Origin of the sequence: Ruminococcus sp. NK3A76, assembly GCF_000686125.1 — a bacterium.
Taxonomy (GTDB): Bacteria; Bacillota; Clostridia; order Oscillospirales; family Ruminococcaceae; genus NK3A76.
In genome coordinates, this window is record NZ_JMMA01000002.1 from 2,620,043 (window position 1) to 2,642,327 (window position 22,285).

20 protein-coding genes are annotated in these 22,285 nt (G+C 50.6%); 6 read left to right on the forward strand and 14 right to left on the reverse strand.

Annotation, left to right across the window (positions count from 1 at the left end; translation table 11 throughout):
* Positions 1-91: 91 nt before the first annotated feature.
* The 9 genes from CD05_RS0112215 to CD05_RS0112255 form a co-directional block, all read right to left on the reverse strand.
* The gene (locus tag CD05_RS0112215) at positions 92-589 is read right to left on the reverse strand and encodes a hypothetical protein (protein ID WP_028510732.1); all 498 of its coding nucleotides are present in this window, start codon (positions 587-589) and stop codon (positions 92-94) included.
* Positions 586-1,839, reverse strand: coding sequence for an NAD(P)/FAD-dependent oxidoreductase (locus CD05_RS0112220; RefSeq protein ID WP_037322988.1), 1,254 nt, complete (start codon positions 1,837-1,839; stop codon positions 586-588). The genes CD05_RS0112215 and CD05_RS0112220 overlap by 4 nt, the downstream gene beginning before the upstream one ends.
* Complete coding sequence (locus CD05_RS0112225) at positions 1,826-2,707, reverse strand: MurR/RpiR family transcriptional regulator (RefSeq protein WP_028510734.1); 882 nt, start codon at positions 2,705-2,707, stop codon at positions 1,826-1,828. The genes CD05_RS0112220 and CD05_RS0112225 overlap by 14 nt, the downstream gene beginning before the upstream one ends.
* Before the next feature lie 195 nt (positions 2,708-2,902).
* Positions 2,903-3,118, reverse strand: a complete 216-nt coding sequence (locus CD05_RS0112230) for a DUF3006 domain-containing protein (RefSeq protein ID WP_028510735.1) — start codon at positions 3,116-3,118, stop codon at positions 2,903-2,905.
* A 162-nt stretch (positions 3,119-3,280) separates the two neighbouring features.
* The gene (locus tag CD05_RS18545) at positions 3,281-4,252 is read right to left on the reverse strand and encodes a ComEC/Rec2 family competence protein (protein ID WP_037322990.1); all 972 of its coding nucleotides are present in this window, start codon (positions 4,250-4,252) and stop codon (positions 3,281-3,283) included.
* Complete coding sequence (locus tag CD05_RS18550) at positions 4,186-6,108, reverse strand: YgiQ family radical SAM protein (RefSeq protein WP_037322991.1); 1,923 nt, start codon at positions 6,106-6,108, stop codon at positions 4,186-4,188. The genes CD05_RS18545 and CD05_RS18550 overlap by 67 nt, the downstream gene beginning before the upstream one ends.
* A gap of 192 nt (positions 6,109-6,300) precedes the next feature.
* Positions 6,301-9,039, reverse strand: coding sequence for a DNA translocase FtsK (locus tag CD05_RS0112245; RefSeq protein ID WP_037322993.1), 2,739 nt, complete (start codon positions 9,037-9,039; stop codon positions 6,301-6,303).
* A 293-nt stretch (positions 9,040-9,332) separates the two neighbouring features.
* Positions 9,333-10,196, reverse strand: a complete 864-nt coding sequence (locus CD05_RS0112250; protein ID WP_028510737.1) for an undecaprenyl-diphosphate phosphatase — start codon at positions 10,194-10,196, stop codon at positions 9,333-9,335.
* Positions 10,197-10,311: 115 nt separating this feature from the next.
* Positions 10,312-11,385 (reverse strand): hypothetical protein, encoded by a 1,074-nt coding sequence (locus CD05_RS0112255; protein ID WP_028510738.1) that lies wholly within the window; start codon positions 11,383-11,385, stop codon positions 10,312-10,314.
* A gap of 204 nt (positions 11,386-11,589) precedes the next feature.
* On the opposite strand from CD05_RS0112255, the gene CD05_RS0112260 reads away from it, so the two are divergent.
* Positions 11,590-12,126: a sigma-70 family RNA polymerase sigma factor gene (locus tag CD05_RS0112260; RefSeq protein ID WP_028510739.1), complete on the forward strand. Its 537-nt coding sequence runs from the start codon at positions 11,590-11,592 to the stop codon at positions 12,124-12,126.
* Entirely contained in the window at positions 12,126-13,208 is a 1,083-nt protein-coding gene (locus tag CD05_RS0112265) for a hypothetical protein (protein WP_028510740.1), read from the forward strand. The genes CD05_RS0112260 and CD05_RS0112265 overlap by 1 nt, the downstream gene beginning before the upstream one ends.
* Positions 13,209-13,379: 171 nt before the next feature.
* On the opposite strand, the gene CD05_RS18555 is transcribed toward CD05_RS0112265, so the two are convergent.
* The 5 genes from CD05_RS18555 to CD05_RS18560 all read right to left on the reverse strand — a co-directional run bounded on the left by CD05_RS18555 (position 13,380) and on the right by CD05_RS18560 (position 17,457).
* Positions 13,380-13,577 carry a CPCC family cysteine-rich protein gene (locus tag CD05_RS18555; RefSeq protein WP_037322996.1) on the reverse strand — a complete coding sequence of 66 codons (198 nt, stop codon included), beginning with the start codon at positions 13,575-13,577 and terminating at the stop codon, positions 13,380-13,382.
* Between the two features lie 8 nt (positions 13,578-13,585).
* Entirely contained in the window at positions 13,586-14,056 is a 471-nt protein-coding gene (locus CD05_RS19925) for a hypothetical protein (protein WP_051588993.1), read from the reverse strand.
* Positions 14,057-14,122: 66 nt separating this feature from the next.
* Positions 14,123-15,184: a hypothetical protein gene (locus tag CD05_RS0112280; RefSeq protein ID WP_028510742.1), complete on the reverse strand. Its 1,062-nt coding sequence runs from the start codon at positions 15,182-15,184 to the stop codon at positions 14,123-14,125.
* A complete protein-coding gene (locus CD05_RS0112285) occupies positions 15,171-16,034 on the reverse strand; it encodes a hypothetical protein (protein WP_028510743.1) in 864 nt (287 codons plus the stop codon). The genes CD05_RS0112280 and CD05_RS0112285 overlap by 14 nt, the downstream gene beginning before the upstream one ends.
* Positions 16,027-17,457 carry a spore germination protein gene (locus CD05_RS18560; protein WP_156947473.1) on the reverse strand — a complete coding sequence of 477 codons (1,431 nt, stop codon included), beginning with the start codon at positions 17,455-17,457 and terminating at the stop codon, positions 16,027-16,029. The genes CD05_RS0112285 and CD05_RS18560 overlap by 8 nt, the downstream gene beginning before the upstream one ends.
* Positions 17,458-17,543: 86 nt before the next feature.
* Between CD05_RS18560 and CD05_RS0112295 the strand changes: the two genes are divergently transcribed.
* The 4 genes from CD05_RS0112295 (at position 17,544) to CD05_RS0112310 (ending at position 21,884) form a co-directional block, all read left to right on the forward strand.
* Positions 17,544-18,218, forward strand: coding sequence for a DUF421 domain-containing protein (locus tag CD05_RS0112295; protein WP_028510744.1), 675 nt, complete (start codon positions 17,544-17,546; stop codon positions 18,216-18,218).
* Between the two features lie 14 nt (positions 18,219-18,232).
* Entirely contained in the window at positions 18,233-18,601 is a 369-nt protein-coding gene (locus CD05_RS0112300) for a DUF4363 family protein (RefSeq protein WP_028510745.1), read from the forward strand.
* Positions 18,602-18,797: 196 nt separating this feature from the next.
* Complete coding sequence (locus CD05_RS0112305; RefSeq protein WP_028510746.1) at positions 18,798-20,519, forward strand: zinc ribbon domain-containing protein; 1,722 nt, start codon at positions 18,798-18,800, stop codon at positions 20,517-20,519.
* A gap of 702 nt (positions 20,520-21,221) precedes the next feature.
* The gene (locus CD05_RS0112310; RefSeq protein WP_028510747.1) at positions 21,222-21,884 is read left to right on the forward strand and encodes a redox-sensing transcriptional repressor Rex; all 663 of its coding nucleotides are present in this window, start codon (positions 21,222-21,224) and stop codon (positions 21,882-21,884) included.
* The last annotated feature ends 401 nt before the right edge of the window (positions 21,885-22,285 follow it).

Here is a 22,285-nt window from a genome sequence, read left to right on the forward strand (position 1 = left end):
GGCAGCGATCAATAATTAACAGTGTATGAATGCTGCAAGACCGAAGGGGTATCTGTGCGGTCTTGCAGCACTCCTTCATTGCGCATTGAATCTACTCATTCTCGTCGTAGTTTATCGTATTATCCGGGTTATCCTCTTTATTGCTCAGGTATTCATCAAGCCTTTCGGAGTCGCCCATAGGCATTATCAGATTAGCACTTATAGACATTGCCACCGAGCGCAGCTTTACGCCCTCGACGACCTTTTTGGTAAGCTCGCTCTGCTTGCCGGGCTCGACGATGCTTTTTATCCGGTTTCTCTTGACAACGACCTCGTATGTCTCGCCCTCACGGAACTTCTTATACATCGAAAGCGAGCAGTAGAGCGACCTTGATTTTTTCTTCATGCCCATGCGCACGTCCACGATATACTCCTTGCAGCTTGTCGCCTCGGGGCGTGTATTATGCTTGCTCGCACGGTGTTTAAGGCGCTTATTAACGATAGTTATCTTGCGGTTGCCGTCAACGAAGAACAGCAGAATGAAGTTTATGAACATCCCCCCGGGGAGCCAGAAAACAACAAAGGTACGAACTGCCCTGATCTTATTCATAAGACCTGTCCCCTTTCAGAAATATCCCTTGCCGCAGCCGCAGCGCTCGCAAAGGCAAGCTGGAGATTGAATCCGCCTGTATATGCATCTATATCGAGCACCTCACCTATAAAGTAGAGGTTATCCGTCTTTTTCGAGCGCATCGATCTGGGGTCTATCTCCTTTACATCGACGCCGCCTCTTGTTATTATCGCTTCATCTATCGGGCGAAGTGCGGCTATATCGAGCCGGAACGCCTTTATCTCATTTATGAGCTTCTCACGCTCTTCTTTGGTGAGCTGGTTTATCTTTTTTGCAGGGTCTATGCCCGTGCGTCTTATTATCACCGGTATCAGCTTTGCAGGCAGCAGTCTCCCGAGCGAGTTTGAGAAGTCTCTGTTCTTTGAGTCCTCAAAATCACGGAGTATCCGCTTATCGAGCTTTTCATTATCGAGTGCCGGCTTTAAGTCTATGAGCACATAGAATCTTCCGTTTTTCATATCCCTGATATGCGCCGAGGCTGACAGCACGAGGGGGCCTGATATGCCAAAGTGTGTAAACAGCATCTCGCCGAGCTCGGAAAACAGCGGCTTGTCCTTGCCCTTTTCACAGAGCGAGAGGGTGACGTTTCGCAGCGAAAGCCCCATCATCTCAGCGCACTCTGACTTCTGCGCCGTGACCATCGGCACGAGCGAGGGGGTTATCTCAGTGACGCTATGGCCGGCGGCCTTTGCAAAGGCATATCCGTCGCCTGTCGAGCCTGTTTTCGGGTAGCTTTTGCCGCCGGTAGCGACGATGATATTATCGCCGAAAAAGCTGTCGTTATCGCATCTGACACCTGCTGCACGGCCGTCTTTACAGATTATCTCACGGGCGTTCTCTCTTACTATCTTAACGCCTGCCTGCCTGGCGGTGTTTATCAGGCAGTCGGCGATATCATTTGCGTTATCAGACACCGGGAAAACACGGTTGCCACGCTCTGTTTTGAGCCCGACACCCAGCATCTCAAAAAACGCCATAGTATCCTCCGGGGAGAATCTACTGAGGGCTGAGTACATGAATCTCGGGTTTGAGACAGTGTTATCAAGCACTGTTTTAGCATCGCAGTTATTGGTGACGTTGCATCTGCCCTTGCCGGTGATGCGCAGCTTTTTGGCTATAACACGCTCATGCTCTATGACAAGAGCACTGCACCCGCCCCATGCAAGCTGCACGGCACACATAAGCCCTGCCGCACCGCCGCCTATGATAACGGCATCAAAACGTTCCATCACTGTTGTCCTCGCCTTTTTCGTAGACATCGTAGTCTGCCCATATCTTCTCCAAGCGCTCAAAGCTCTTGGAGACTGTCTCCTTATTTTTGACCGAAACAGCCACGATAAGCGCATTTATAAGGCTTAGCGGTGCCACGAGCGAATCGACGAAGGAAGCCATATCGCTCCTTGCGCAGAGAAGGTCGTCGGAAAACTGAGCTATCGGCGACTTATCGCTGTCGGTTATGGCTATTACATGAGCGCCGCTCTCGTGGGCATATCTTAAAGCCTTGACCGTCTGCTTTGAGTATCTCGGGAATGATATGCCTATCATAACGTCGTTCTGGTCTATACGCAGTATCTGCTCAAACATCTCGCTCGTTGTGGTAGAGCGCACGAGCTTGACCTGCGGATAGATAAGGTTTAAATAATAATTGAGGAAGGAAGCGAGCGAGGCCGCACTTCTTGTTCCTAAGATATATATGGTCTTTGCCTTGATTATGCTCTGCACTGCACTTGAAAAGGCCTCACGGGAGGTCTGTTCAAGTGTACGGCGGAGCTTGTCGATATCTAAGTTTATAACTCTTTCGAGCACATCGTCCTGACCGATACGGTCAGATGTGACCTCTATTCGCTGCACGGCTGTCAGGCGGTTTCGCATAAGCTCCTGAAGGCTCCTTTGCAGGTCGGGGTAGCCGTCAAAGCCTAAGTCTGATGCAAATCTCACGACAGTGCTCTCTGACACGCCGACAGCAGCGCCCAGCTTCTGCGCCGTCATAAAGGCTGCCTTATCGTAGTGGTCGAGTATATATGCCGCTATCGCCTTATGGCCCTTTGACATTTTAGGTGTTTTTTCTTTCAGCTGTGAAAAAAGATCGTTTTCCATTTCCAAAAAACCTCCGGTTTTTCTCAATGCACAATGCAAAATTGCGGTATCGGCACAGATCGCCGATGATATGCCCATTCGGGCTTATTTTTTTACTATATCGTACAAGGCCTGCGTATGAACCGAAACGGCCGAATGGCCATAAATTCGCCGCAGGCGCACCTTCATTATGCATTATGCATTATGCATTATGCATTACTCCTCAAACAGCTCGTTTTCAAGCTGCTGTATACGCTGTCTGCGTGCGGCAGTCTCCTGCTCGTCGAGGATAAACTTCCCCTGCTCAAAGCGCAGCACGTCGCCTGCCTTCACTTCTCCCTCGAAGTGGAAACGCCTGAGTTCCTTTGTGTCGCCGTCGTCGTCGCAGAGCATGACATATTCGTCATCGACCCTGTCTACGGAATAAAACATGGTGGTTCCCCCTCCGTTTTGCGATGGATCGCAAAACAATGCATAATGCATAATTCATAATGCATAATTATGGTTGTCGCCTACGGCGACGGATTTTAAAATATATGCCCGAAGGGCATTCCTTAATTATTCATTATTCTTTATTATTTCTTCTTTATTATTTTAGGACGAAGTCCGCACGGAAAGCCCCTTGCCGTCGGAAACGAACACGACTGTGCCGTTTTCATCGGTGCGGTAGATATAGTCTGCATACTTTTCAAGTCTTGACACCGTGACATCGTGGGGGTGGCCGTAGCTGTTGCCGCTGCCGCAGGATATGACTGCATATCTCGGCAGCACTTTATCGAGCATATCGGCAGAGCTCGCAGTCGAGCTGCCGTGGTGGGCGACTTTGAGCACCTTGGCTTTTAAGTCCACACCCTTATCTATAAGCAGCTGCTCCTCCTCGTTCTCGCAGTCACCTGTTATGAGGAAGGAATTTGCGCCGTTTTCTGCCCTGACTATCACGGAGTTATTATTAAGGTTCTCGCCCTTATAGGGTGAGGTATATATCTTTATATCAGTCTTGCCAAGAGCAAAGCTCTCATCCTTTGCCGCCTCTATCTTAAGGCCAGCCTTAGCCACTGCCTTCAGGAGCTTCTCATAGGCAGGCGTTGTGGGGGTGTACTCCTTATCGACACGGGGCATTATGATATGCGAGGTGCCTGTCTTTTTAATGATATCCGCCATGCCGCCCATATGGTCGGTATGAGGGTGTGTTATCACTATATAATCGAGCTTTTTAACACCCTTGCGCTTAAGATATTTTATGACATCAGAGCTGTACTGCGACTCGCCTGAATCTATGAGCATACTCTTTCCGTCTGAGAGCAGCAGCGTACAGTCGCCCTGCCCGACATCTATAAAATGCACCGACAGCTCCTCGCCCTCGGCCGGCATATCACGCAGCCCGAGCTTGACTAAGATATCTATCCTGCCGGTATACTCCAAAATGCCCACAACAAGGCAGAAGAGCGCCCCGAGGGCAACGAGCGAATACTTTATTATACGCCGAAGCTGCGCTTTTGTCAGCTTCTTTTTCTTTTTGGCGGTCTTGCGCCTTTTTGCTTTTGTGCGGCGTTTTGCTGCTGCCATTTATTTCGTCCCTTTGTTCCCTTTACAGGCTTTGCGGCCTGCTTTTTCCTTTTATACTCAACATATTCCCTGTCAGGAGGCACGAGCTTGTCCTTGCCCTGGCCGATAAGGTCTTCACGGCCGGCTTTTATAAGGGCTTCTATTATCATGCGCCTGTTCTCAGGGCGGTAATACTGCAAAAGCGCTCTCTGTGCGGCCTTATCCTCACGCTTTTTGGCAACGAAGACAGGCTCTAAGGTATACGGGTCAAGCTCTGCGTAGAACATCGCCGTAGAGATGGTTCCCGGTGTGGGGTAATAGTCCTGCACCTGCTCGGGGTGTATGCCGTTTTCCTTTAAAAACACCGCAAGCTCGATAGCGTCCTTTATAGTCGAGCCTGGGTGGGAGGACATAAGGTAGGGTATAAGATACTGCTCCTTGCCCTTTTTGCCGGTTATCTGGTAGAATTTGCGCTGAAAGCGCTTATAGGCTTCGATATGCGGCTTGCCCATCTTATCGAGCACCGCTGCCGAGCAATGCTCGGGGGCGACTTTCAGCTGGCCGCTTATATGGTGCTCTATCAGCTCGTTCATAAACTCATCGCTCTTATCCTCGATAAGGTAGTCATATCTGATACCAGAGCGGATAAAGACCTTCTTGACCTTATCTATCTTACGCAGCTTGCGAAGCAGGTCAAGGTACTCGGTATGGTCAACGACGAGGTTCTTACAGGGCGTGGGGGCAAGACATTTTCTGCCCTTGCACAGGCCGTGCTCTAACTGCTTTTTACAGCTTGGCAGTCTGAAATTCGCCGTCGGGCCGCCGACATCGTGTATATAGCCCTTGAAATCGGGCAGTGTGGTGAGATACTTTGCCTCTTTTATAACGCTCTCCTCGCTCCTGACGCTTATACGTCTTCCCTGGTGGAGTGCAATAGAGCAGAAATTACAAAAGCCGAAGCACCCTCTGTTATGCGTTATTGAAAAGCGCACCTCTAAGATAGACGGCACGCCGCCTTCCTTTTCATACATCGGGTGATATGTGCGCTCGTAGGGCAGAGAATAGACCCAGTCCATCTCCTCGGTGGTAAGGCTTTTGGCAGGAGGGTTCTGCACCAGCATCTTATCGCCCTGGCGCTGTATCATCATTCTGCCGTAGACCTCGTCCTGCTCGTCATACTGCTGGCGTGTGGCCTTGGCGTAGAGCTTTTTATCCCTCTTTACCTCGTCATATGACGGGCACTGGACTCCGCCGTAGGGGGTGTCCTTCGGGTCGCAGAGGTAGCAGGTGCCACGGACATCGGTGATAGTCTTCACGTCCTCGCCCGCGTTTAATCTGTCGGCTATTTCGAGCATTGCGTGCTCGCCCATGCCGAACATCAGTATATCAGCCCCACAGTCAACGAGCACCGAGGGCATGACTGTATCCTTCCAGTAATCATAGTGCGCAAAGCGCCGAAGCGACGCTTCAAGGCCGCCGCAGAGTATCGGCTTATCGGGGCAGGCCTTTTTTATCATCTTGCAGTAGACGGTGAGCGCTCTGTCAGGGCGCTTGCCCCCTATACCGCCTGCCGAATAGAGGTCGTCCTTCCTGGGCTTTTTAGCAACGGTATAGTGCGACACCATAGAGTCGATATTGCCTGCCGTAACTAAAAATGCAAGTCTCGGTGTGCCGAGCGCCATTACGCTTTGGGGGTCTTTGAAGTCGGGCTGGGCGATTATGCCCACTGTATAGCCTTTGGCTTCAAGTATGCGTGAGATTATAGCCACGCCGAAGCTCGGGTGATCGACATACGCATCGCCGATGACATACACAAAGTCGAGCGTTTCTATACCACGCTCTTTCATATCTTTCTTTGACACTGGCATGAAGGACATATCGTCACCACCTTTTTAATGCAGAATGCAAAAATGCATAATGCATAATGAATGTGTGCGCCTGCGGCGCACGTTATGCCCATTCGGGCAAATTGTCGATCAACTCGGCTGCGCAGACGCTTTTTAAGATCCGTCCTGCGCAGCAGGACACCGCAATTATGCATTATGCATTCGCAAATAGCGGCTGCGCCGCTATTTGCGTGCTTCCCTTTCGAGCCACTGTTCACGGCTTATGCGCACCTCACGGCCTTTGGCGCCGTTGGCGGGGCCTACATAGCCCATATCTTCAAGCTCGTCCATTATCCTGCCTGCACGGGCATAGCCGAGCTTGAGCTTTCTTTGCAGGTATGAGGTCGAGGCTGTCTGTGTCTCGGCGATTATCTGAATAGCCTGCTCGATGATGCTGTCATCGTCATTGAGCACTACATCGTCGCCCTCGCCGCCTGAGCCTCTTTCGTCCTTGGGTCTGGGGGTGTTCTGCTCGACCTTTTCCATAACCTCGGCAGAGTATTCAGCCTTGCCGTTATTTCGCAGGAATTCCACAAGGTCAGCTATCTCGCTGTCGGTACAGAAGCCCGACTGCACACGCAGAGTATTCTTTACCCCCTGCGGCTTGAAGAGCAGGTCGCCGTTGCCGAGGAGCTTTTCAGCGCCCACCTCGTCAAGGATTATACGGCTCTCTGTGTTATTTGAAACGCTGAGCGCTGTTCTTGACGGGATATTGGCTTTTATCACGCCTGTGATTATATCAGCTCTCGGCGACTGGGTAGCGATTATAAGGTGCATTCCTGCCGCACGGGCAAGCTGGGCTAAGCGCTGAACCGAGCTCTCGGCCTCGTTCTTTGCTGCGAGCATAAGGTCAGCAAACTCATCGACTATTATAACTATCTTGGGCTTTTTAGGGAGTCTGAGCTCCGGGTGAGCCTCACGGCGCATATTATAGCCTTCGAGGTTCTTGACACCGTTCGCCTCAAAGAGGTTATATCTCATCATCATCTCATTGACAGCCCAGCCTAAAGCGCCGACTGCCTTATCGGCCTCGGTGACAACTGGTATGAGCAGGTGCGGTATACCGTTATACACGGGGAACTCGACCTTCTTGGGGTCAATAAGCACGAGCTTTACGTCATCAGGGGAAGCGTGGTAGAGGATATTTATGATGATAGAGTTTGTAAACACCGACTTACCTGAGCCTGTAGTACCGGCTATGAGCATATGCGGCATCTTGGATATATCGCCCACAACTATCTTGCCCTCGATATCCTTACCGACTGCAAACATAAGCTCATGCTTCATATTGCGGTATTCCTCACTGTCTATAAGCTCACGCAGAGATACTGTATCACGGGTGGTATTAGGCACCTCTATGCCGACTGCATTCTTGCCGATTATGGGGGCTTCTATTCTTACGCCGCCCTTTGCGGCAAGGCAGAGGGCAATATCCTTATCAAGGCTTGTTATCTTGCTTATCTTGACACCGGCATCGGGTCTGAGCTCATATCTCGTTACAGAGGGGCCTCTGAATATGCCCGAGATAGATGTATGCACGCCGAAATCATTAAGCGTCTTCACGAGCACGTCTGATTTTGAGAGCATCTCCTGCTTGGCCTGTTCGGTGGGGATATTGTTTTTGGCATATTTGAGTATATCGAGCGGCGGCGGCGTCCACACGGTCTTCTGCTCGTCCTCTATCATAGAGGTCTGGCCGCTCGCCTCGACATGGAGCGTCTGATAGCCGCCCTTATCGTCGTGGGTGGCGTTTTTCTGCGACTGTGCGACAGCCTCCTCGATTATACGGTCAAGCTCGGGGTTTCCGGGCGGCACGTCCTCGTCCTCCGGGAAGAATATCTCAGGCTCCTCTATCCCCTCAGGGGGCATAAGGTCCTCCTCGTAGCCGTATTCGGGCTGGGTGTCTATAACAGTCTTATCCTCGGTGACGGTGCTGCTGATATTCATCTCAAACGGCGGCTCATCGGCAGACACGGGCGCCTGCTCGGTATACGTCACGCTGTCTGAGCTGTTCATATCAAGTGCAAGCGTGAAATCGGGTATCTTCTTTCCGATATCCGATTCCCTCATCTCCTCAGGGATAAAGGGCACATAGTCATCGGGGTTCTCATAAGTCTTTTCAGGCTTCTTTTTCTTGTTGGGGTCGTATTTTATATCGACACGCTTTTTGCTTCTGGCTTCTTCCTTGGCCTTGCGCTCGGCCTCCTGCTTTTCACGCTCGGCTCTTTGCTCCTCATGGCGCTTTCTGCGCTCCTCGGCACGTTCTCTGGCGGCTATCTTATCCTCATTGAGAGCACGGTAGACTGCCTTGAAAAAGCCCGAGAAGGAAGCCGCTATCTGCGGTATCGTCAGGTTTGTGAGCATAAGCAGGAACAAAATAGTCAGCAGGACTATGATGATCTTTGAGCCGACTGATTTGAAAAGTGCGAGCAGCGTCCAGCCGATAACAGCGCCGAAAAGGCCGCCGCCGCGCACGCCGGGCTTGACACCGTCAGAATACAATCCGCCGAGCTTTTTGAAAAACGTTGCGCCCTCGACCTTGCCCTGCGCAAAAATAAGCCACATACCGCACACGAGCAGAAGCACTATAAGCCCCTGCACGAGCTTGGCTATCACGGCATTTTTATCGCACTTATCCTTGGATATGAACACGCCCAGATAAATGAGCATAGGGGCGAGCAGATAAACACCGTCGCCGTACAGGCCACGCTGGAGGTTATAAAGCCCCGTCCAGAGGCCGCCGTCGCCCTTAATATATGTAAGGAAGCCCGTCAGCACGCCGAACGCAACGAGCAGTATAGATATGAGCCTTCTTCTTTCAAGCTCCTGCTCTGCACTTGCCTTTGCGCTTTTTTTCGCAGAGGACTTTGCAGGGGTCTTTGACCTTGAAGAAGTCTTTTTTGCGCTGCCTGAAGCTGCCAACGGAGTCACCTCTCTTTCTCAATGCAGAATTAAGAATGCATAATGCATAATTGTTGTGTCATGTCCTTTTCGCCTTCAGCTCAAAGGACTCAAGTTTTGCTTCGCATAACTTGGCTAAGCACCGACGTATCTGAATATCTTTGATCATTTACAGTGTATAAGTGCTGCGAAGCCGAAGAGACTTGGGAGCGACCAGAAAGCCCCCATAGCCGCCGCAGGCGGCTGCCCGAATGGGCATCTGCGGCTTGCCGCTCCTTCATTATGCATTATGCATTTTGCATTATGCATTTTATTTAGAATGTTATAGTCGTTCCCCTTACCAGTTCGAGAATAGCTATAAAGAGCACGATTATACCTAAAACGCCGGTATAGATAGAGAACACCTTGAATTTATCGCTCTTGACGAGCCATTCGACCATTTTGATAGCGCATATGCCGACAAGGGCTGCCACCACGAAGCCGACTGCGCAGTTTGAAAAGCCGACTGCTGCCTCGTCTGCCTTTAATGCATCGACTATCTCGAGCAGGCAGCCGCCGAGGATAGCCGGGATACCGAGCACGAAGGAATATGACACGGCCGTCGAGCGGTCAAAGCCGCAGAAAAGGCCTGAGGATATCGTCGAGCCTGAGCGTGAAACGCCCGGAAGAAGTGCAACGCCCTGGAAAAAGCCGACCGTTGCTGCGTCCTTGGCGACTATATCGCCCTTTTGCTTATTGCCCTTGGTACACTTATCGGAGAGGAAGAGTATAGCTGCCGTATACAGGAAGCAGAAGCCCTCGGCCATGATAGACGTATCCTCCGCTATGCCCTCAAACCAGCTCTTGAAGAACATAAACGGCACGAGCATGAAGGTGGATATGATTATCATTACTATCATGCGGCGCTCGGGGTTCATCTTCTCCCAGATGAATTTCTTATGTACTATATCGCTGCACATTCTGAAAAACTCAAATACAAGGTCGATGATGAGCTTTCTGAATGCGAGGAAAACCGCCACGAGCGTACCGAGGTGGAGCACCGCCGAGAACATGAGCGCACCCTCACCGCTGTTGCCTGTGAAATGCTGATACAGCGACAGATGCCCCGAGCTCGACACCGGCAAAAACTCTGTAAGCCCCTGTATCACCGCCTGGAATATCGTTTCTAACATACTCATATATTTTTCTCCTTTTTCTTTCGTTCTGTTCTATTGAAGGATATTATGCATTTTCCGAAAAATTATGCAGGGTGTTTGCTGCAAATATATATTATACCATATTTTATATACTTTTTCAAGCCGTGGTGCCTGAATATTCCTTGCTCACCGTGCTGTCCACCCAGCGGATAAGGTCGCCGAAGCAGCGGGTATCGACCTTGGCGCTTGAATAAAACTGCGAGCCGTCCTTTGTGCCCTGGGATATCAGCTTACCTGAGGAATAGAGCGTCACGATATAGTCATCGTCGCCGTAGAGCCCGAAGTCAAAGGAGATATAGTCATCGTCCCTTGTGTCACTGTTATCGTCCTCGCTGCGTGCGAAGCTGTCGATAAGCGTCTTGGCCTCGATATTATCCTCATAGCTCATGATATAGCAGCTGCCGGGCTTTCCGGCTATACTTAAGTCTATCTTGGCGTAGGTGCCCTCGTAGACAGTATAGTTATAGAATTCGTCAAAGGCTATAATATAATAAGCCCCGTCCTTAGTGACGGTATAGGCCTTCTGGCAGCTTATATCCGAGGGGAGCTCGGAAACGTCCTTCTGCGACACGCTGTCGTAGCCTGTCTGCCCGACTGTCACGCCGTTTGCGACGATATAGAGCAGCACTCTGTCGCTGTCCTCGACACGGCGCTCGGAAGTCCTGATATTTGATGATTTGAATGTATGCGTCTCCTCTATCTTGGGGTCGTTCTTATCGGAGATATCGGCATAGACAAAATCGCTGCCCTCGAAGTCATAGAGATACATTCTAAGCATCGTAGGAGACACGAATTCGGCCTTTGCGAAGGTATCGGCCTGCATGATAACGCTGCCGTCAGAATCGAGCACGCCGACGAAGCTGCCCTCCTTATAGATATAGCGCCCCGAGTAGGCTTGCAGGCACTCTTTGTCCTCAAAGGGCTGCGTCGTCACCTCGGTAAGCTGCGAGGGGTCAAAGCTGCGGTAGTTGATATTTGACAGCGAGTCGGAAGGCTCTATCCTTTCAAGGAACGAGGGGTAGCCGTATGCAGGGACATTCGGGGAAAAGCTCGGGCCGCCGTTATCAACGACAGCAAGGCCTACGCCGTCGTCGCCGCCGTTTTCTGACGACGAGCAGGAACACAGCAGCAGCGACACTGCCACAGCCGCAGATATGCACCTTCTGAGCATTCACCCTCACCTCTCTCCTGAAGTCAATACTTATCTATTATATTATATACCTATTTAAAAGAATTTGCAAGTATTTTTTTGGACAGGAGGGGGATTTGGGCAATATGTCCGATTGTTTACAAAAAATTCATACTCCCCTGTCAGAATTGTATTACAATATTTGAATGTAATATATGAAACGTTTCAAAGAAAAGAGGTGCCGGCATGACTGACGGCGAGCTGCTTGAGCTGCTGAGAGCCGAGCCCGAACGTGGGCTTGCAGAGGTGCTTGATACATACAGCGCATATGTTTACAAAATAGCATATTCAAAACTCGGCTCGGTATGCTCAAAGGAGGACATCGAGGAGGCCGTGAGCGACATTTTCCTGATGTTTTACGAATACGGCAGGAAAAAGGGCTTTGAGCTGCCCTCGGTGGGGGCTTATCTTTCGGTGATAGCAAAGCGGCGGAGCATAAATCTCTACAAAAAGCTAATCACAAAAAGCGAGGCTGTATCGCTTGACGAGATAGAGGACTATGTAGGCGAGAGTGCCGCAGCAGACGGCAGGCGGCGTGAGATCATTGAAACGATAAAACAGCTCGGCGAGCCCGACAGCGAGATAATACTCCGCAGATACTTCATCGGGCAAAAGAGCCGTGAGATAGCCGGCGACCTTGGATTAAAGCAGAACACAGTAGACAAAAAGATTTCGAGAGGGCTTAAAAAGCTGAAAGAGATACTTGAAAAGGAGGGAATGTGATGAAAGACAAAGAGTTTGAAAAAGAGCTTTTCCAAAACCTTGACAGCATTTGTGCCAATGAGCTTGAAGGGCTGCAGGAGACAGTTGAGCTAACTGCACAGCACATGACCCTTGATGACGGCACAAAAGCAAGGATAAGCTCAAAGGCCCTCGGAAAGGCAGGGATAACTATGAGTGACAACAAACATGAGAACCGCATAAACCTAAGCAAAAAGAAAAGGATATCCGTGATAGCCGCATTTGCCGCAGCTGCTGCTATAACCGTTACGGCCGGGGCTGTGACGATAAGCAATTACAAGCAGGCAAACCACGAAGAAGCTGTACACAGTGCAGTCAATGAGGACTTGGAAAGCAAGGACTACTACATCGGCAAAGCCAAGCAGGCAGACAACGGGCATTTAAAGCTGACAAACGAATCCGTATTGTTTGACGGCGAGAACGGTGTGATCATACTGACTATCGAGCCGACAGACGAGATAGGCGAAGATATAGTCAATTCCTCGCAGTATATCGAGTTTCCTTTTCAGATATTTGACAAGGACGGATACTTCAAGGGCTATACCGACGGAACGAGCGGCTGCAAGCTGACAAACGGCTGCCTTGTTGAATACTATGCATTCACCACAACAGAGCTCACCGATGAAAAGCTCACGGCAAAAGGAAAGCTAAATGCAGTAATAACCTCCGAAGATGTAATGAACGGAGAGGGGCAGGATATTTCGGATATAAGCTTTGAATTTGAGAAAAACTGCGAACCTGTCACACTCAAAAGCGAAAAGGGCGTTGTAATGCATTTAAACGATTATCTGTTATATATCGAGCACAATGACACAGAAAAAGAGCCTTATATAATAAGCTCGGATATAACCGTCACCTACAAGGACGGAACAACTGACATTATCAAGAACTGCGAATACAAAAACGATTCGCTCGTGCTTAATGACTTTGCCGCAGATACAGGCAGATGCAATACAAAGAAATACGGAGACGCAACGATACAATACTTCCTGAAGCTCATTGAATCAAGGAATGTAGAATCAGTTTCATTTGACGGCCAGACCTTCACAGTAGAACAAAGCTGAATAAATCTAAAAGGTGCGCCCTTGGCGGAGTTGTTCCGCTTAAGGGCGCACCTTACCTGTTACCTGTTACCTGTTACCTGTTACCTGTTACCTGTTACCTGTTACCTGTTACCTGTTACCTGTTACCTGTTACCTGTTACCTGTTACCTGTTACCTGTTACCTGTTACCTGTTACCTGTCGCCTGCCTCCGCCCTGCCGAAGCGCTTGAAATTCGCCCTCGCTTCAATGAGCGTGACGGAGTTTGCGCCGGTGTCTTCGGGGTTCTTGCGCTGGCAGGCATCGTCCTCCCAGCCGCAGAAGGGGCATATGTCGTGCGGCTCGCTTATAGTGTATGCGCCGCAGCAGTCGCATTTTCTTAAGTCTTTCACCCTGCACCTCACTGCTTGTTGTAATACTCTATACCCTTGTCAGGCCTGAAATATGTGCGGATATACCCGTCAGGCGAGAGGAAAAGTATCTCGTTGTTGAGCGTGTCGTAGAAGATATAGTCGCCGTCCTCTGCCTCGGTCTTGTGCAGTATCGTGTCGCTCGGGTTGTAGATAAGGTCGTTGGCTTTTTTGAGGTATTCCTCTTTTGTTATCTCACCGAACTCCTTGCCGTGCTTATTAAAGTGGCTGTCGTACTGCTCCTGCGTGCGGAAGGTGTATTCAACACGCACGAATTCCGAAGAAGCCTCGTCCTCGCTGCTGCTCTGGCTGTCTGTCTGCGACGACGAATGCGTGCTGCCGTCCTTGTCGGAGTTCTTTGCAGCATTCTTGCCAAGCGACATTCCTGCAAATATCAGCGACATGGATATCAGGATAGCTACGAATGTCGCTATAACTATACTCATTTTTCTGTCAAACATTTTATTGCCCTCTCTTTTACCGTTATTGCCGGTTTTCTGACATTATAGCATAAAGAGGGCACTGTGTCAAGATTTGAGGATATCGCACTGCACGCTGAACTGGGTATCGTCATAGAGCTGATACAGTCGGCTTTTATTCCTGGCAAAGAGTGCCGGCTCTCTCAGGCGCAGCTGCTCAAAGAGCCTTACTGCATCGGCATCACGGTCTTTGAGGTATTTATCAAGCAGACGGCTCAGCTTTTCCGAAAGCCCGGCAGACACCCCCTCAGGGTCAGTCAGGCGCTCGCCGGCTGTTGCTGTGAGCGTGATATCGCAGCAAAGCCTGCCGCTTTGCTTGGAAAAGCATATATCCCTGCTGATATCCGACAGCGGCACAAGCCCCGAAGACAAATGCAGCTCGTGCGGCAGGGTAAGGCCGGTATACGTCCTGCACAGAAGAGAGAGGCAGGAGCACTCGTCAGGCGTGATGATATCCCCTTCAAAGCCGTGGCTGCTCAGTATCACGCTGCCTGTCACATCAAGGCTCTGTTTACCCTTTTCGCCCTCTATCTCAAGATACGGCATAGCAAGAGCGCCGCACTCGCCGAGGACGTTGTCTATATCAATAAGCCTTGCAGAAAATGCGCTGCCCCTTGCGGCGGCGTTTTCTATTATGAGGCGGTAGTTCTCGGCGGTCACGGCGTTTTCCTTTATCGGGAAAGAGACCGTCTCGCCGGCGTTTTCGGCGCAGGCAAGATAAAGCCCGGAGTAGATGCTCTTGTCATCACGAAGCGGCGACACGAGCTCGCTGATATCGCCTATCTCTATATCCTTCCCCAGCACGAGCAGCTGCATATGCCCTAAAAACAGCTCGCTGCCTGCCCTGCCCGAGAGCTTGTAAAGGCACTCCTGCATATCCTTGCCTGCGGCGGAGATGTTTTTGAAATTCGCCTTGCTTATATCTATCGGCGTGTCTGCCCCGGCGGCCTCGGGCTTGAATATCTGTAGTGTGACAAGATAGCCCTCGTCTGACCTGTCAACGCCTATTGCGTGGACTATGCTGCTGTCGGTTATGCTGGGCGTCCTGCCGCCGGATATGAGCAGCACTGACAGGAGTATCAGCAGCAGTAATACATTAAGCCGTTTCATTTGTGACCTCTTTTCTTTTTGCGATGCCTATAACACACACCCTGACCGTGCTCATGCCAAGCGCTGCCATAACAGCCGCCGAGAGGGTGAGTATAAGCGTATACAGCCCGTTGAAGCGCTCTATCAGCACGCTTTTTGAAAACGCCGCAAGGTCGTAGGCAGGCATTTTTGAATAGTGGATATGCTCGCCCAGCACATATATCACAGGCAGCGTAAAAAGCAGGAGCACCGCCGCTTTGAGGGCGGCAAACTTCAAAACATCAAGCCTTTCGCAGCGTACCGAGATACGGCTCACCGGGTAATACACATCGAGCGTCATAAGTGCTGCACCCGAGGCAAGGCCTTTTAGCATATCGTCAGCCGGCGTGGGCGATGAGAGGTGAAGATTTAATGCGCTGCCGTTTTTTATCGCCATAAGTGCTGCGGCGGCAAAGAGCGAGAGGGTGATGATGAGCACAGCGGCAGACAGCCTGTACTGCGCCCCCTGCGAGAGCGATGAGATATAAGCCCCTGAAAGAAGCAGCAAAACGCTTATCAGCGCAGCGCCTATCCTGTGATGCGAGAGAAAGCCGCTTATGCTCACAAGCTCTGACACGGCATACACGGTAACGGCAAGAAAATACACCGCCGACACTGCAAAAAACAGCCGGGTGATGCGCCCCTGAGCCTTGGCAGGCTTTTTTATGAGCGCATTTAAAATGCCGAGCAGCAGCGCCTCCGGCAGCAGCGAGAGCATGACACCTATGGTGAAAAAGACATAATTGCCTGCACTTTCTCCAAGCAGCGACATAGCAGGCAGCAGGGAGAGCGCGAGCAGCGGCGGCAGGGGGCTTTTGCTTTTATCAGTCATCGGCGGCACCTCCGGCAGGGGGCTTTTGCCAGAAAACGCTGGTCAGACGGCGCTTATCGAGCGGTATCACGGGGCTTGTGTAGCAGAGCGAGAGCTCGTCCATAGCGCAGATATTTGCAAGCATGAGCAGCAGCGCACAGGCAAGCCCATACATTCCTGCAAGCGAGCCTGCGAGGATAAACACTATCCTCATAACAGAGGTCTGCTGCGAAAGCTCGGGGATAACGAACGACGATGTAGCCGTAAGCCCAACAAGGATAAGCAGCGGCGCTGAGATTATTCCGCACTTGACGGCAGCGTCGCCGATAATAAGGCCGCCGACTATCGACACGGCACTGCCGACAGCCTTTGGCAGCCTGATGCCTGCTTCCTTCAGCACTTCAAGCAGGAGGGTTATTATTATCACCTCGACACCGAGGGGGAACTGGGAGGATTCCTCGGCGGAGTAGAGGTTCAAAAGCAGTTTGAAAGCAAAGCTCTCCGGCTCGAAGACTGCCGCTGCATACAGACCCGGGAAAAGCGTTGCGAGGAAGAATGCGAGGTATTTGAGCCACCTGATAAACGACACATAGACAGGCTTGCCTGCAAGGTCGTCGGGGGTGAGGAAGGCTTCTGAAAAGAGGGTGGGTACGATCATCGCAAAGGGCGTGCCGTCGATAAGTATCGCTATCCTGCCCTCGGTGAGGGCTGTGCAGACTGTGTCGGGGCGCTCGGTCAGGCGTGAGGGGCAAAAGAGCGTATTAGGGTAGCCCTTTTCCACAAACGGGCGGACATATCCGCTTGAAAGCACGGCGTCAAGCCTTATGCTGTTTATCCGTGAGCGGAGCTTACTTACAGCCCTTTCGCTTGCACGCCCCTTTATATAGGCGATGCACACGTCTGTCTTTGAAAGTTTGCCTGCCCTTAGCATCTCAAAGCGCAGTCTGGGCGTTTTGAGCCTTCTCCGCACAAGTGTGATGCTGACACGGACGTTTTCCGTAAAAGCCTCCTGAGGGCCGTAGACCGTCTGGTCGGAGACAGGGTTTGACACGCTGCGTGATGCAAACATCTGCGTGCCAAAGGCTATCACACGGGAGCTGCCGTCGGCTATTATCAGCGTATAGCCTGAGAAAAGTCTTATCAGCCCGTCGTCTATGAGCGTTATCAGCGTCTTGTCAGGGGAAACGAGCAGTGTGCCGAAGATAAGGTCGATAAGCTCGTCGCCGCTTTTTACAGGCTGAGCGGCGGCTGTGATAAAGGCGCTGTTAAGCATCTCGCTTTGCATGAGCGCCCCTGACAGCCCTTCAGCGGATATCACGGCGACCTCTTTCCCGGCGACATGGTAGGTCGCAGTATTGAGCTCGCAGGTGCCGCCTGTGAGGTCTTTTATCATATCAAGTGCCGACCTGACCGACGGCGGAAATGCGTTTTTTGTGCTGTCCATAGCTTGCTCCTTTTGCTTTGATCTGTGTATATTCTGGGCAAAAAGCAAGATAATATTCCTATCAGGCAAAAAAGGAGCAGTAAAAAATGCTGATAGTGTTCATTCGCTCGGTCGTATTATACCTTATGATAATCTTTTCAGTGCGGCTGATGGGCAAGCGGCAGATAGGCGAGCTGCAGCCGAGCGAGCTTGTGGTGACTATTCTTGTATCAAACATAGCCACCCTGCCGATAGAGGACATATCTATACCTATGTCTATGGGGATAGTGCCTATTCTCACACTTGTGAGCCTTGATGTGATAATGTCGGCCGTGACGCTAAAAAGCAGGCGCATACGCAGGATAGTCTCAGGCTCGCCTAAGATAATAATTGAAGGCGGCAAGCTGAAGCCCGAGCTTCTGAGTGAGCTGCGCTTCACGGCTGACGACCTGCTCGAAGGGCTGAGGGCGCAGGGGGTGTTTGACATATCAGAGGTCGAGCAGGCTGTAGTCGAGACTACAGGGGCGATATCCGTCTTTCTCAAAAAACGCTCCCAGCCGCCCACGGCGCAGGACTTAGGGCTTGACACACCGCCCTCTCCGCCGCCGGTGCTGATAATCGAGTGCGGCAGCATAATAGAGCCTGCGCTAAAAAGTCTCGGCTTTGACAGGCAGTGGCTCGACAGGGTGCTAAAAAAGGAGAGCAGGCGTTTGTCGCAGGTGTTTTTGATGACAGCCGACAGGGGCGGAAAATACACGATAGTCCCCTACGGCGGTAAGTAACAGGAGGTATCTTTATGAAAAGAGTTTATTTTTGCATATTTATCCTTATGGCGGTGGTAGCGGTGGCGTTTTTCTCGCTTGTAAGGGTCAGGAGCGGCGGCGAGAGCTTAAGTACAGGGATAGACAAAGCGATAGACCAGTACCGCCTTGACGGGGCTTTCCCGGACAAGCTGGTGACGGAGCTTACAAGTCAGTGGCAGGAGTATTACAGGAGCATATCCTTTGCCGAGAACACTGAGGAGCTAAACGACATATCACGCCTTTTTACAGAGCTTAAGTGTGCAAAGAGCCTTGATGAATTCACACGGTCAGGCGAGCTTATCAAGACAAGCACCAGGATCATGTGCGAGAACGAAACGCCTTATCTTTACTCGCTGCTGTGATATAATGCCGGGCGGCGGTGTTGCCTTAAGGCTTTGTTGCCGGATCATTGCATTTTAGTTTGTTAATAGTATTAAAATATACTGGCGCAAAGTGCGTAAATTCGTGCATTTGGGTGATTGACAAAATATTAATACCATATTATAATATAAATGTGTTTAATTATTTAAACAAGTTTTATTATGGAGGTATTATTAAATGGCACAGAGATATTGTCAGGCTTGCGGCAACGCACTCGGTGATAACGAGACCTTTTGCGGTGCCTGCGGCGCACCCAACGATCTGCCTGCCGGCGGTAACGGGGCTGTTCCTTCGGCTGTTCCTCAGCCCAAGCAGGGCGGCGGCGCAGCAGCAGCTCTTGCAGGCAAGAAGAATCTTATCATAATAGCAGGTGCGGTGCTCGTAGTTGTTATCGTGGCTATCGTTATCATACACAACCTTACAAAGTATCAGACGATAGACGCAAAGGATCTCGTAAGAGTTGAATTCAAGGGCATGGACGGAAAGGGAACTGCCGTTGCAATGCTCAACACCGACCACGAGGAATACGACAAGGAAAGCGGCGAGTCCGAGGTAAAGAAGGGCAGCGACTTCCTTGTTACAAGCGATGACGAGGACTACAAGGACAGACTTCTCGGCGCATACTCCAAGGCAGACAGCAAGAAGGAAGCCAAGGATATGCAGGAAGTCATCATGGACACCAAGAAGGACGGCGAGCTCAGGAACATCAGCTTCGACCTTTCCGACGAAGACAAGCTCTCCAACGGCGACACAGTAACAGTTACTGTTGATTTCGACGAGGACGAGTTCAAGAAGGCAGGCATCAAGCTCGAGAACACTGAGTTCGAGGTTGAGGTAGAAGGCCTTAACGAAGTAAAGACTATCGACGTATTTGATTACTGCGAGGTCAAGTTTGACGGTTTTGACGGCTTCGGTTCCTACTCTGTAGAGACAAAGGCTGACATTCCGGACGAGCTCAAGGATTACATCAGCTTCGGCAGAGCAGACTACAACGACAACCTCAAGAACGGCGACAAGGTAAAGGTAGAGGCTTACGTTTACGGCAACTATTCTGACGACGACGGCGACGTTTACTACATCAAGACAAAGGAAGACAACTACTACGATTACGGCTACAAGAGCGGCGAGAGCCTCACAAAGGAATATGATGTTTCCGGCCTTAAGGAGCTCTCCGAGTATGATCCTACAGCTGACATCAAGGTAGAGTTCTCCGGCGTTGGCCCTTACAAGATCAGCAAGATAAACAAGGACGGTCTTACACCTGAGATCGCTGATTCACTCTCCTTCGACTATTCTTGGGACAAGGAGTACAACGTAGGCGATTCCGTTGAGATCAAGGTTTACCCCTACAGCAACCTTAAGGATCTTGGCTACAAGCTCAAGGGCTCGGCTGACAGCGACGGCTACTACATCTACAACATAACCCTTACAGAGGATATGGTGCCTGTTCTTATCACAAAGAAGGACGACGTAGGCGACCTTAACAAGGAAAGCGAGGCTTACTTCACAGAGGCTCTTGAAAACTTCAAGGAGAACAAGAAGGATTCAAGATACATCGGCGATGTTACACTTTCTGAAGACCCCAAGAGCTGGAGCGATTTCGAGCTCGAAAAGACATACCTTGTAACTGCCAAGGAGATGTCCGCTAAGGATTACGACGAGAATTCCAAGCTCGCAAGGATCTACAAGGTAACTATCACAGACAAGAAGAACAAGAAGTATGAAGCACACGTTCTCTTCTACGGCTACAACCTCGTAAAGGCTAACGGCGAGCTCATGCTCACAAACAACTACATCAACTGCTACGCTTGCAAGAAGAAGCTCGGCGATTACACCAAGTTCTTTGAGGACGATTATCACTTCTCCAAGGACAAGTACACTGTAACAGCAGTAAGCTGATAACAAGCGCAGGCGCAATAAAGCTATGATACAAGGCACTTATGTCAGACGGCATAAGTGCCTTTTTGTATACGCAGACGGCGTTTTCAGGTAACAGTTAACAGTTAACAGGTAACAGGTAACAGGTTACAGTTAACAGTTAACAGTTAAGGTGCGCCTGACGGCGCAGATGGCCATTCGGCCTGTCAGTCGGACGATTTCAGCTATGCCGTGGGACGTGCGTCCGAAGGGTCGAGGGGCGACCGGAAAGCCCCTCGGTGTAGCCCCTGAGGACGAGAGCGTACCCTTGAAGATAAGCTGACCCCACTAATTAGCTAAAGGGGAACGGTTGGCTTATTCCTACGCTACAGGTAGGGGGGCTTTCCGGTCGCCCCCCTGCGGCAGCGGAGCTGCCGCTCACCCCCTTCGGGTTGGCAAGTCCTGCGACATAGCTGAAATCGTCTGACAAACACGGCCGAATGGCCATAAGCGGCGTAAGCCGCACCATTACTATTCACTATTCATTCTTCACTATTCACTATTCACTGAGCGCAGCGTTTCTGCCCGAATGGGCATAAGCGGCGCAGCCGCACCACAATTATGCATTATGCATTCTTAATTCTGCATTCTTAGTTGCCTTGCTCTTGACAAAAGGCAAAAAAAGTGATAAAATAATATTGACAAAAATTTATCATTCTATCATACTATTCCGAGGTGAGAGTAATGAATAAAAACGGTGAGGTCTCAGCATCGGTGATCAAGAGATTGCCCCGTTATTACAGGTTTTTAGGCGAGCTTATGAAGCAGAAGGTCGAGAGGATATCTTCAAGGGAGCTCGCATCGCTCATGAAGCTGACCGCTTCACAGATAAGGCAGGATCTTAACTGCTTCGGCGGCTTCGGCCAGCAGGGCTACGGCTATAATGTTTCCGACCTGCACGAGCAGATAGGCAAGATACTCGGCGTTGACAAGAAATACAATACTATTCTTATCGGCGCAGGCAACTTAGGCCGTGCAATAGCTTCGCACATCAATTTCGAGACAAGGGGCTGCCAGCTCATAGGCATATTCGATGCAAACAAGAATGTCGCCGGCAAGGTCGTCGCTCAGACTACCGTGCGCCACATAGACGAGCTTGAATTCTTCTGCCGCACCTACAAGCCCGAGGTGGCTGTGCTGTGCATACCCAAGGCAAGCACGCAGGCTGTCGCAGAGCTGCTTGTAAGTCTTGGCGTAAAGGCCTTCTGGAACTTCTCACACTACGACCTGAGCATTGATTACGAGGGCATCGTGGTCGAGAACGTACACTTAGGCGACTCGCTGCTGACACTCACATACGGCGTAACTCACACGCTGGGCAATGATGACGGCGCAAACAACAAGTGATAACACTCCCCTCTCCTGTTTTGGAGAGGGGTTTTTAGTGGGGGGCTTTCAGGCCGTGCAGACGGCTTATGCGCCGCCTCGACCCTTCGCAGCAGTGCATTGCCGCTGCAAATTCCGATTTATCCTTGTAGCGAATAAACACAAAGCCCCCGAGTTTTTAGCAAACTTCGGGGGCAGTATTTTTAAGGCAACACCGCACAAAGACCGCCTGAAGGCTTTGTACGCAACTTACTTGCATCTTTTCCGTCATATTACACATTTTTTCCTTGAAATACGGTAGTATTCCTTCGGAAAATCTGTGCAATCTGACGAAAAAGCTGACTGCGCAATTTGCGCACAATCTTCGTGCGGTGTTGCCTTAATAACCATCGCCCGCAGGGCGATACCTTAACTGTTACCTG

Excerpts from the sequence above, each read along its gene's own strand:
- CD05_RS0112230 (WP_028510735.1), bottom strand. The coding sequence starts at position 3,118 with ATGTTTTATTCCGTAGACAGGGTCGATGACGAATATGTCATGCTCTGC.
- CD05_RS0112215 (WP_028510732.1), bottom strand. The coding sequence starts at position 589 with ATGAATAAGATCAGGGCAGTTCGTACCTTTGTTGTTTTCTGGCTCCCC.
- CD05_RS0112220 (WP_037322988.1), bottom strand. The coding sequence starts at position 1,839 with ATGGAACGTTTTGATGCCGTTATCATAGGCGGCGGTGCGGCAGGGCTT.
- CD05_RS18545 (WP_037322990.1), bottom strand. The coding sequence starts at position 4,252 with ATGGCAGCAGCAAAACGCCGCACAAAAGCAAAAAGGCGCAAGACCGCC.
- CD05_RS0112260 (WP_028510739.1), top strand. The coding sequence starts at position 11,590 with ATGACTGACGGCGAGCTGCTTGAGCTGCTGAGAGCCGAGCCCGAACGT.
- CD05_RS0112300 (WP_028510745.1), top strand. The coding sequence starts at position 18,233 with ATGAAAAGAGTTTATTTTTGCATATTTATCCTTATGGCGGTGGTAGCG.
- CD05_RS0112255 (WP_028510738.1), bottom strand. The coding sequence starts at position 11,385 with ATGCTCAGAAGGTGCATATCTGCGGCTGTGGCAGTGTCGCTGCTGCTG.
- CD05_RS0112280 (WP_028510742.1), bottom strand. The coding sequence starts at position 15,184 with ATGAAACGGCTTAATGTATTACTGCTGCTGATACTCCTGTCAGTGCTG.
- CD05_RS0112265 (WP_028510740.1), top strand. The coding sequence starts at position 12,126 with ATGAAAGACAAAGAGTTTGAAAAAGAGCTTTTCCAAAACCTTGACAGC.
- CD05_RS0112310 (WP_028510747.1), top strand. The coding sequence starts at position 21,222 with ATGAATAAAAACGGTGAGGTCTCAGCATCGGTGATCAAGAGATTGCCC.
- CD05_RS0112285 (WP_028510743.1), bottom strand. The coding sequence starts at position 16,034 with ATGACTGATAAAAGCAAAAGCCCCCTGCCGCCGCTGCTCGCGCTCTCC.
- CD05_RS0112225 (WP_028510734.1), bottom strand. The coding sequence starts at position 2,707 with ATGGAAAACGATCTTTTTTCACAGCTGAAAGAAAAAACACCTAAAATG.
- CD05_RS0112305 (WP_028510746.1), top strand. The coding sequence starts at position 18,798 with ATGGCACAGAGATATTGTCAGGCTTGCGGCAACGCACTCGGTGATAAC.
- CD05_RS0112250 (WP_028510737.1), bottom strand. The coding sequence starts at position 10,196 with ATGAGTATGTTAGAAACGATATTCCAGGCGGTGATACAGGGGCTTACA.
- CD05_RS18550 (WP_037322991.1), bottom strand. The coding sequence starts at position 6,108 with ATGTCCTTCATGCCAGTGTCAAAGAAAGATATGAAAGAGCGTGGTATA.
- CD05_RS19925 (WP_051588993.1), bottom strand. The coding sequence starts at position 14,056 with ATGTTTGACAGAAAAATGAGTATAGTTATAGCGACATTCGTAGCTATC.
- CD05_RS18560 (WP_156947473.1), bottom strand. The coding sequence starts at position 17,457 with ATGGACAGCACAAAAAACGCATTTCCGCCGTCGGTCAGGTCGGCACTT.
- CD05_RS0112295 (WP_028510744.1), top strand. The coding sequence starts at position 17,544 with ATGCTGATAGTGTTCATTCGCTCGGTCGTATTATACCTTATGATAATC.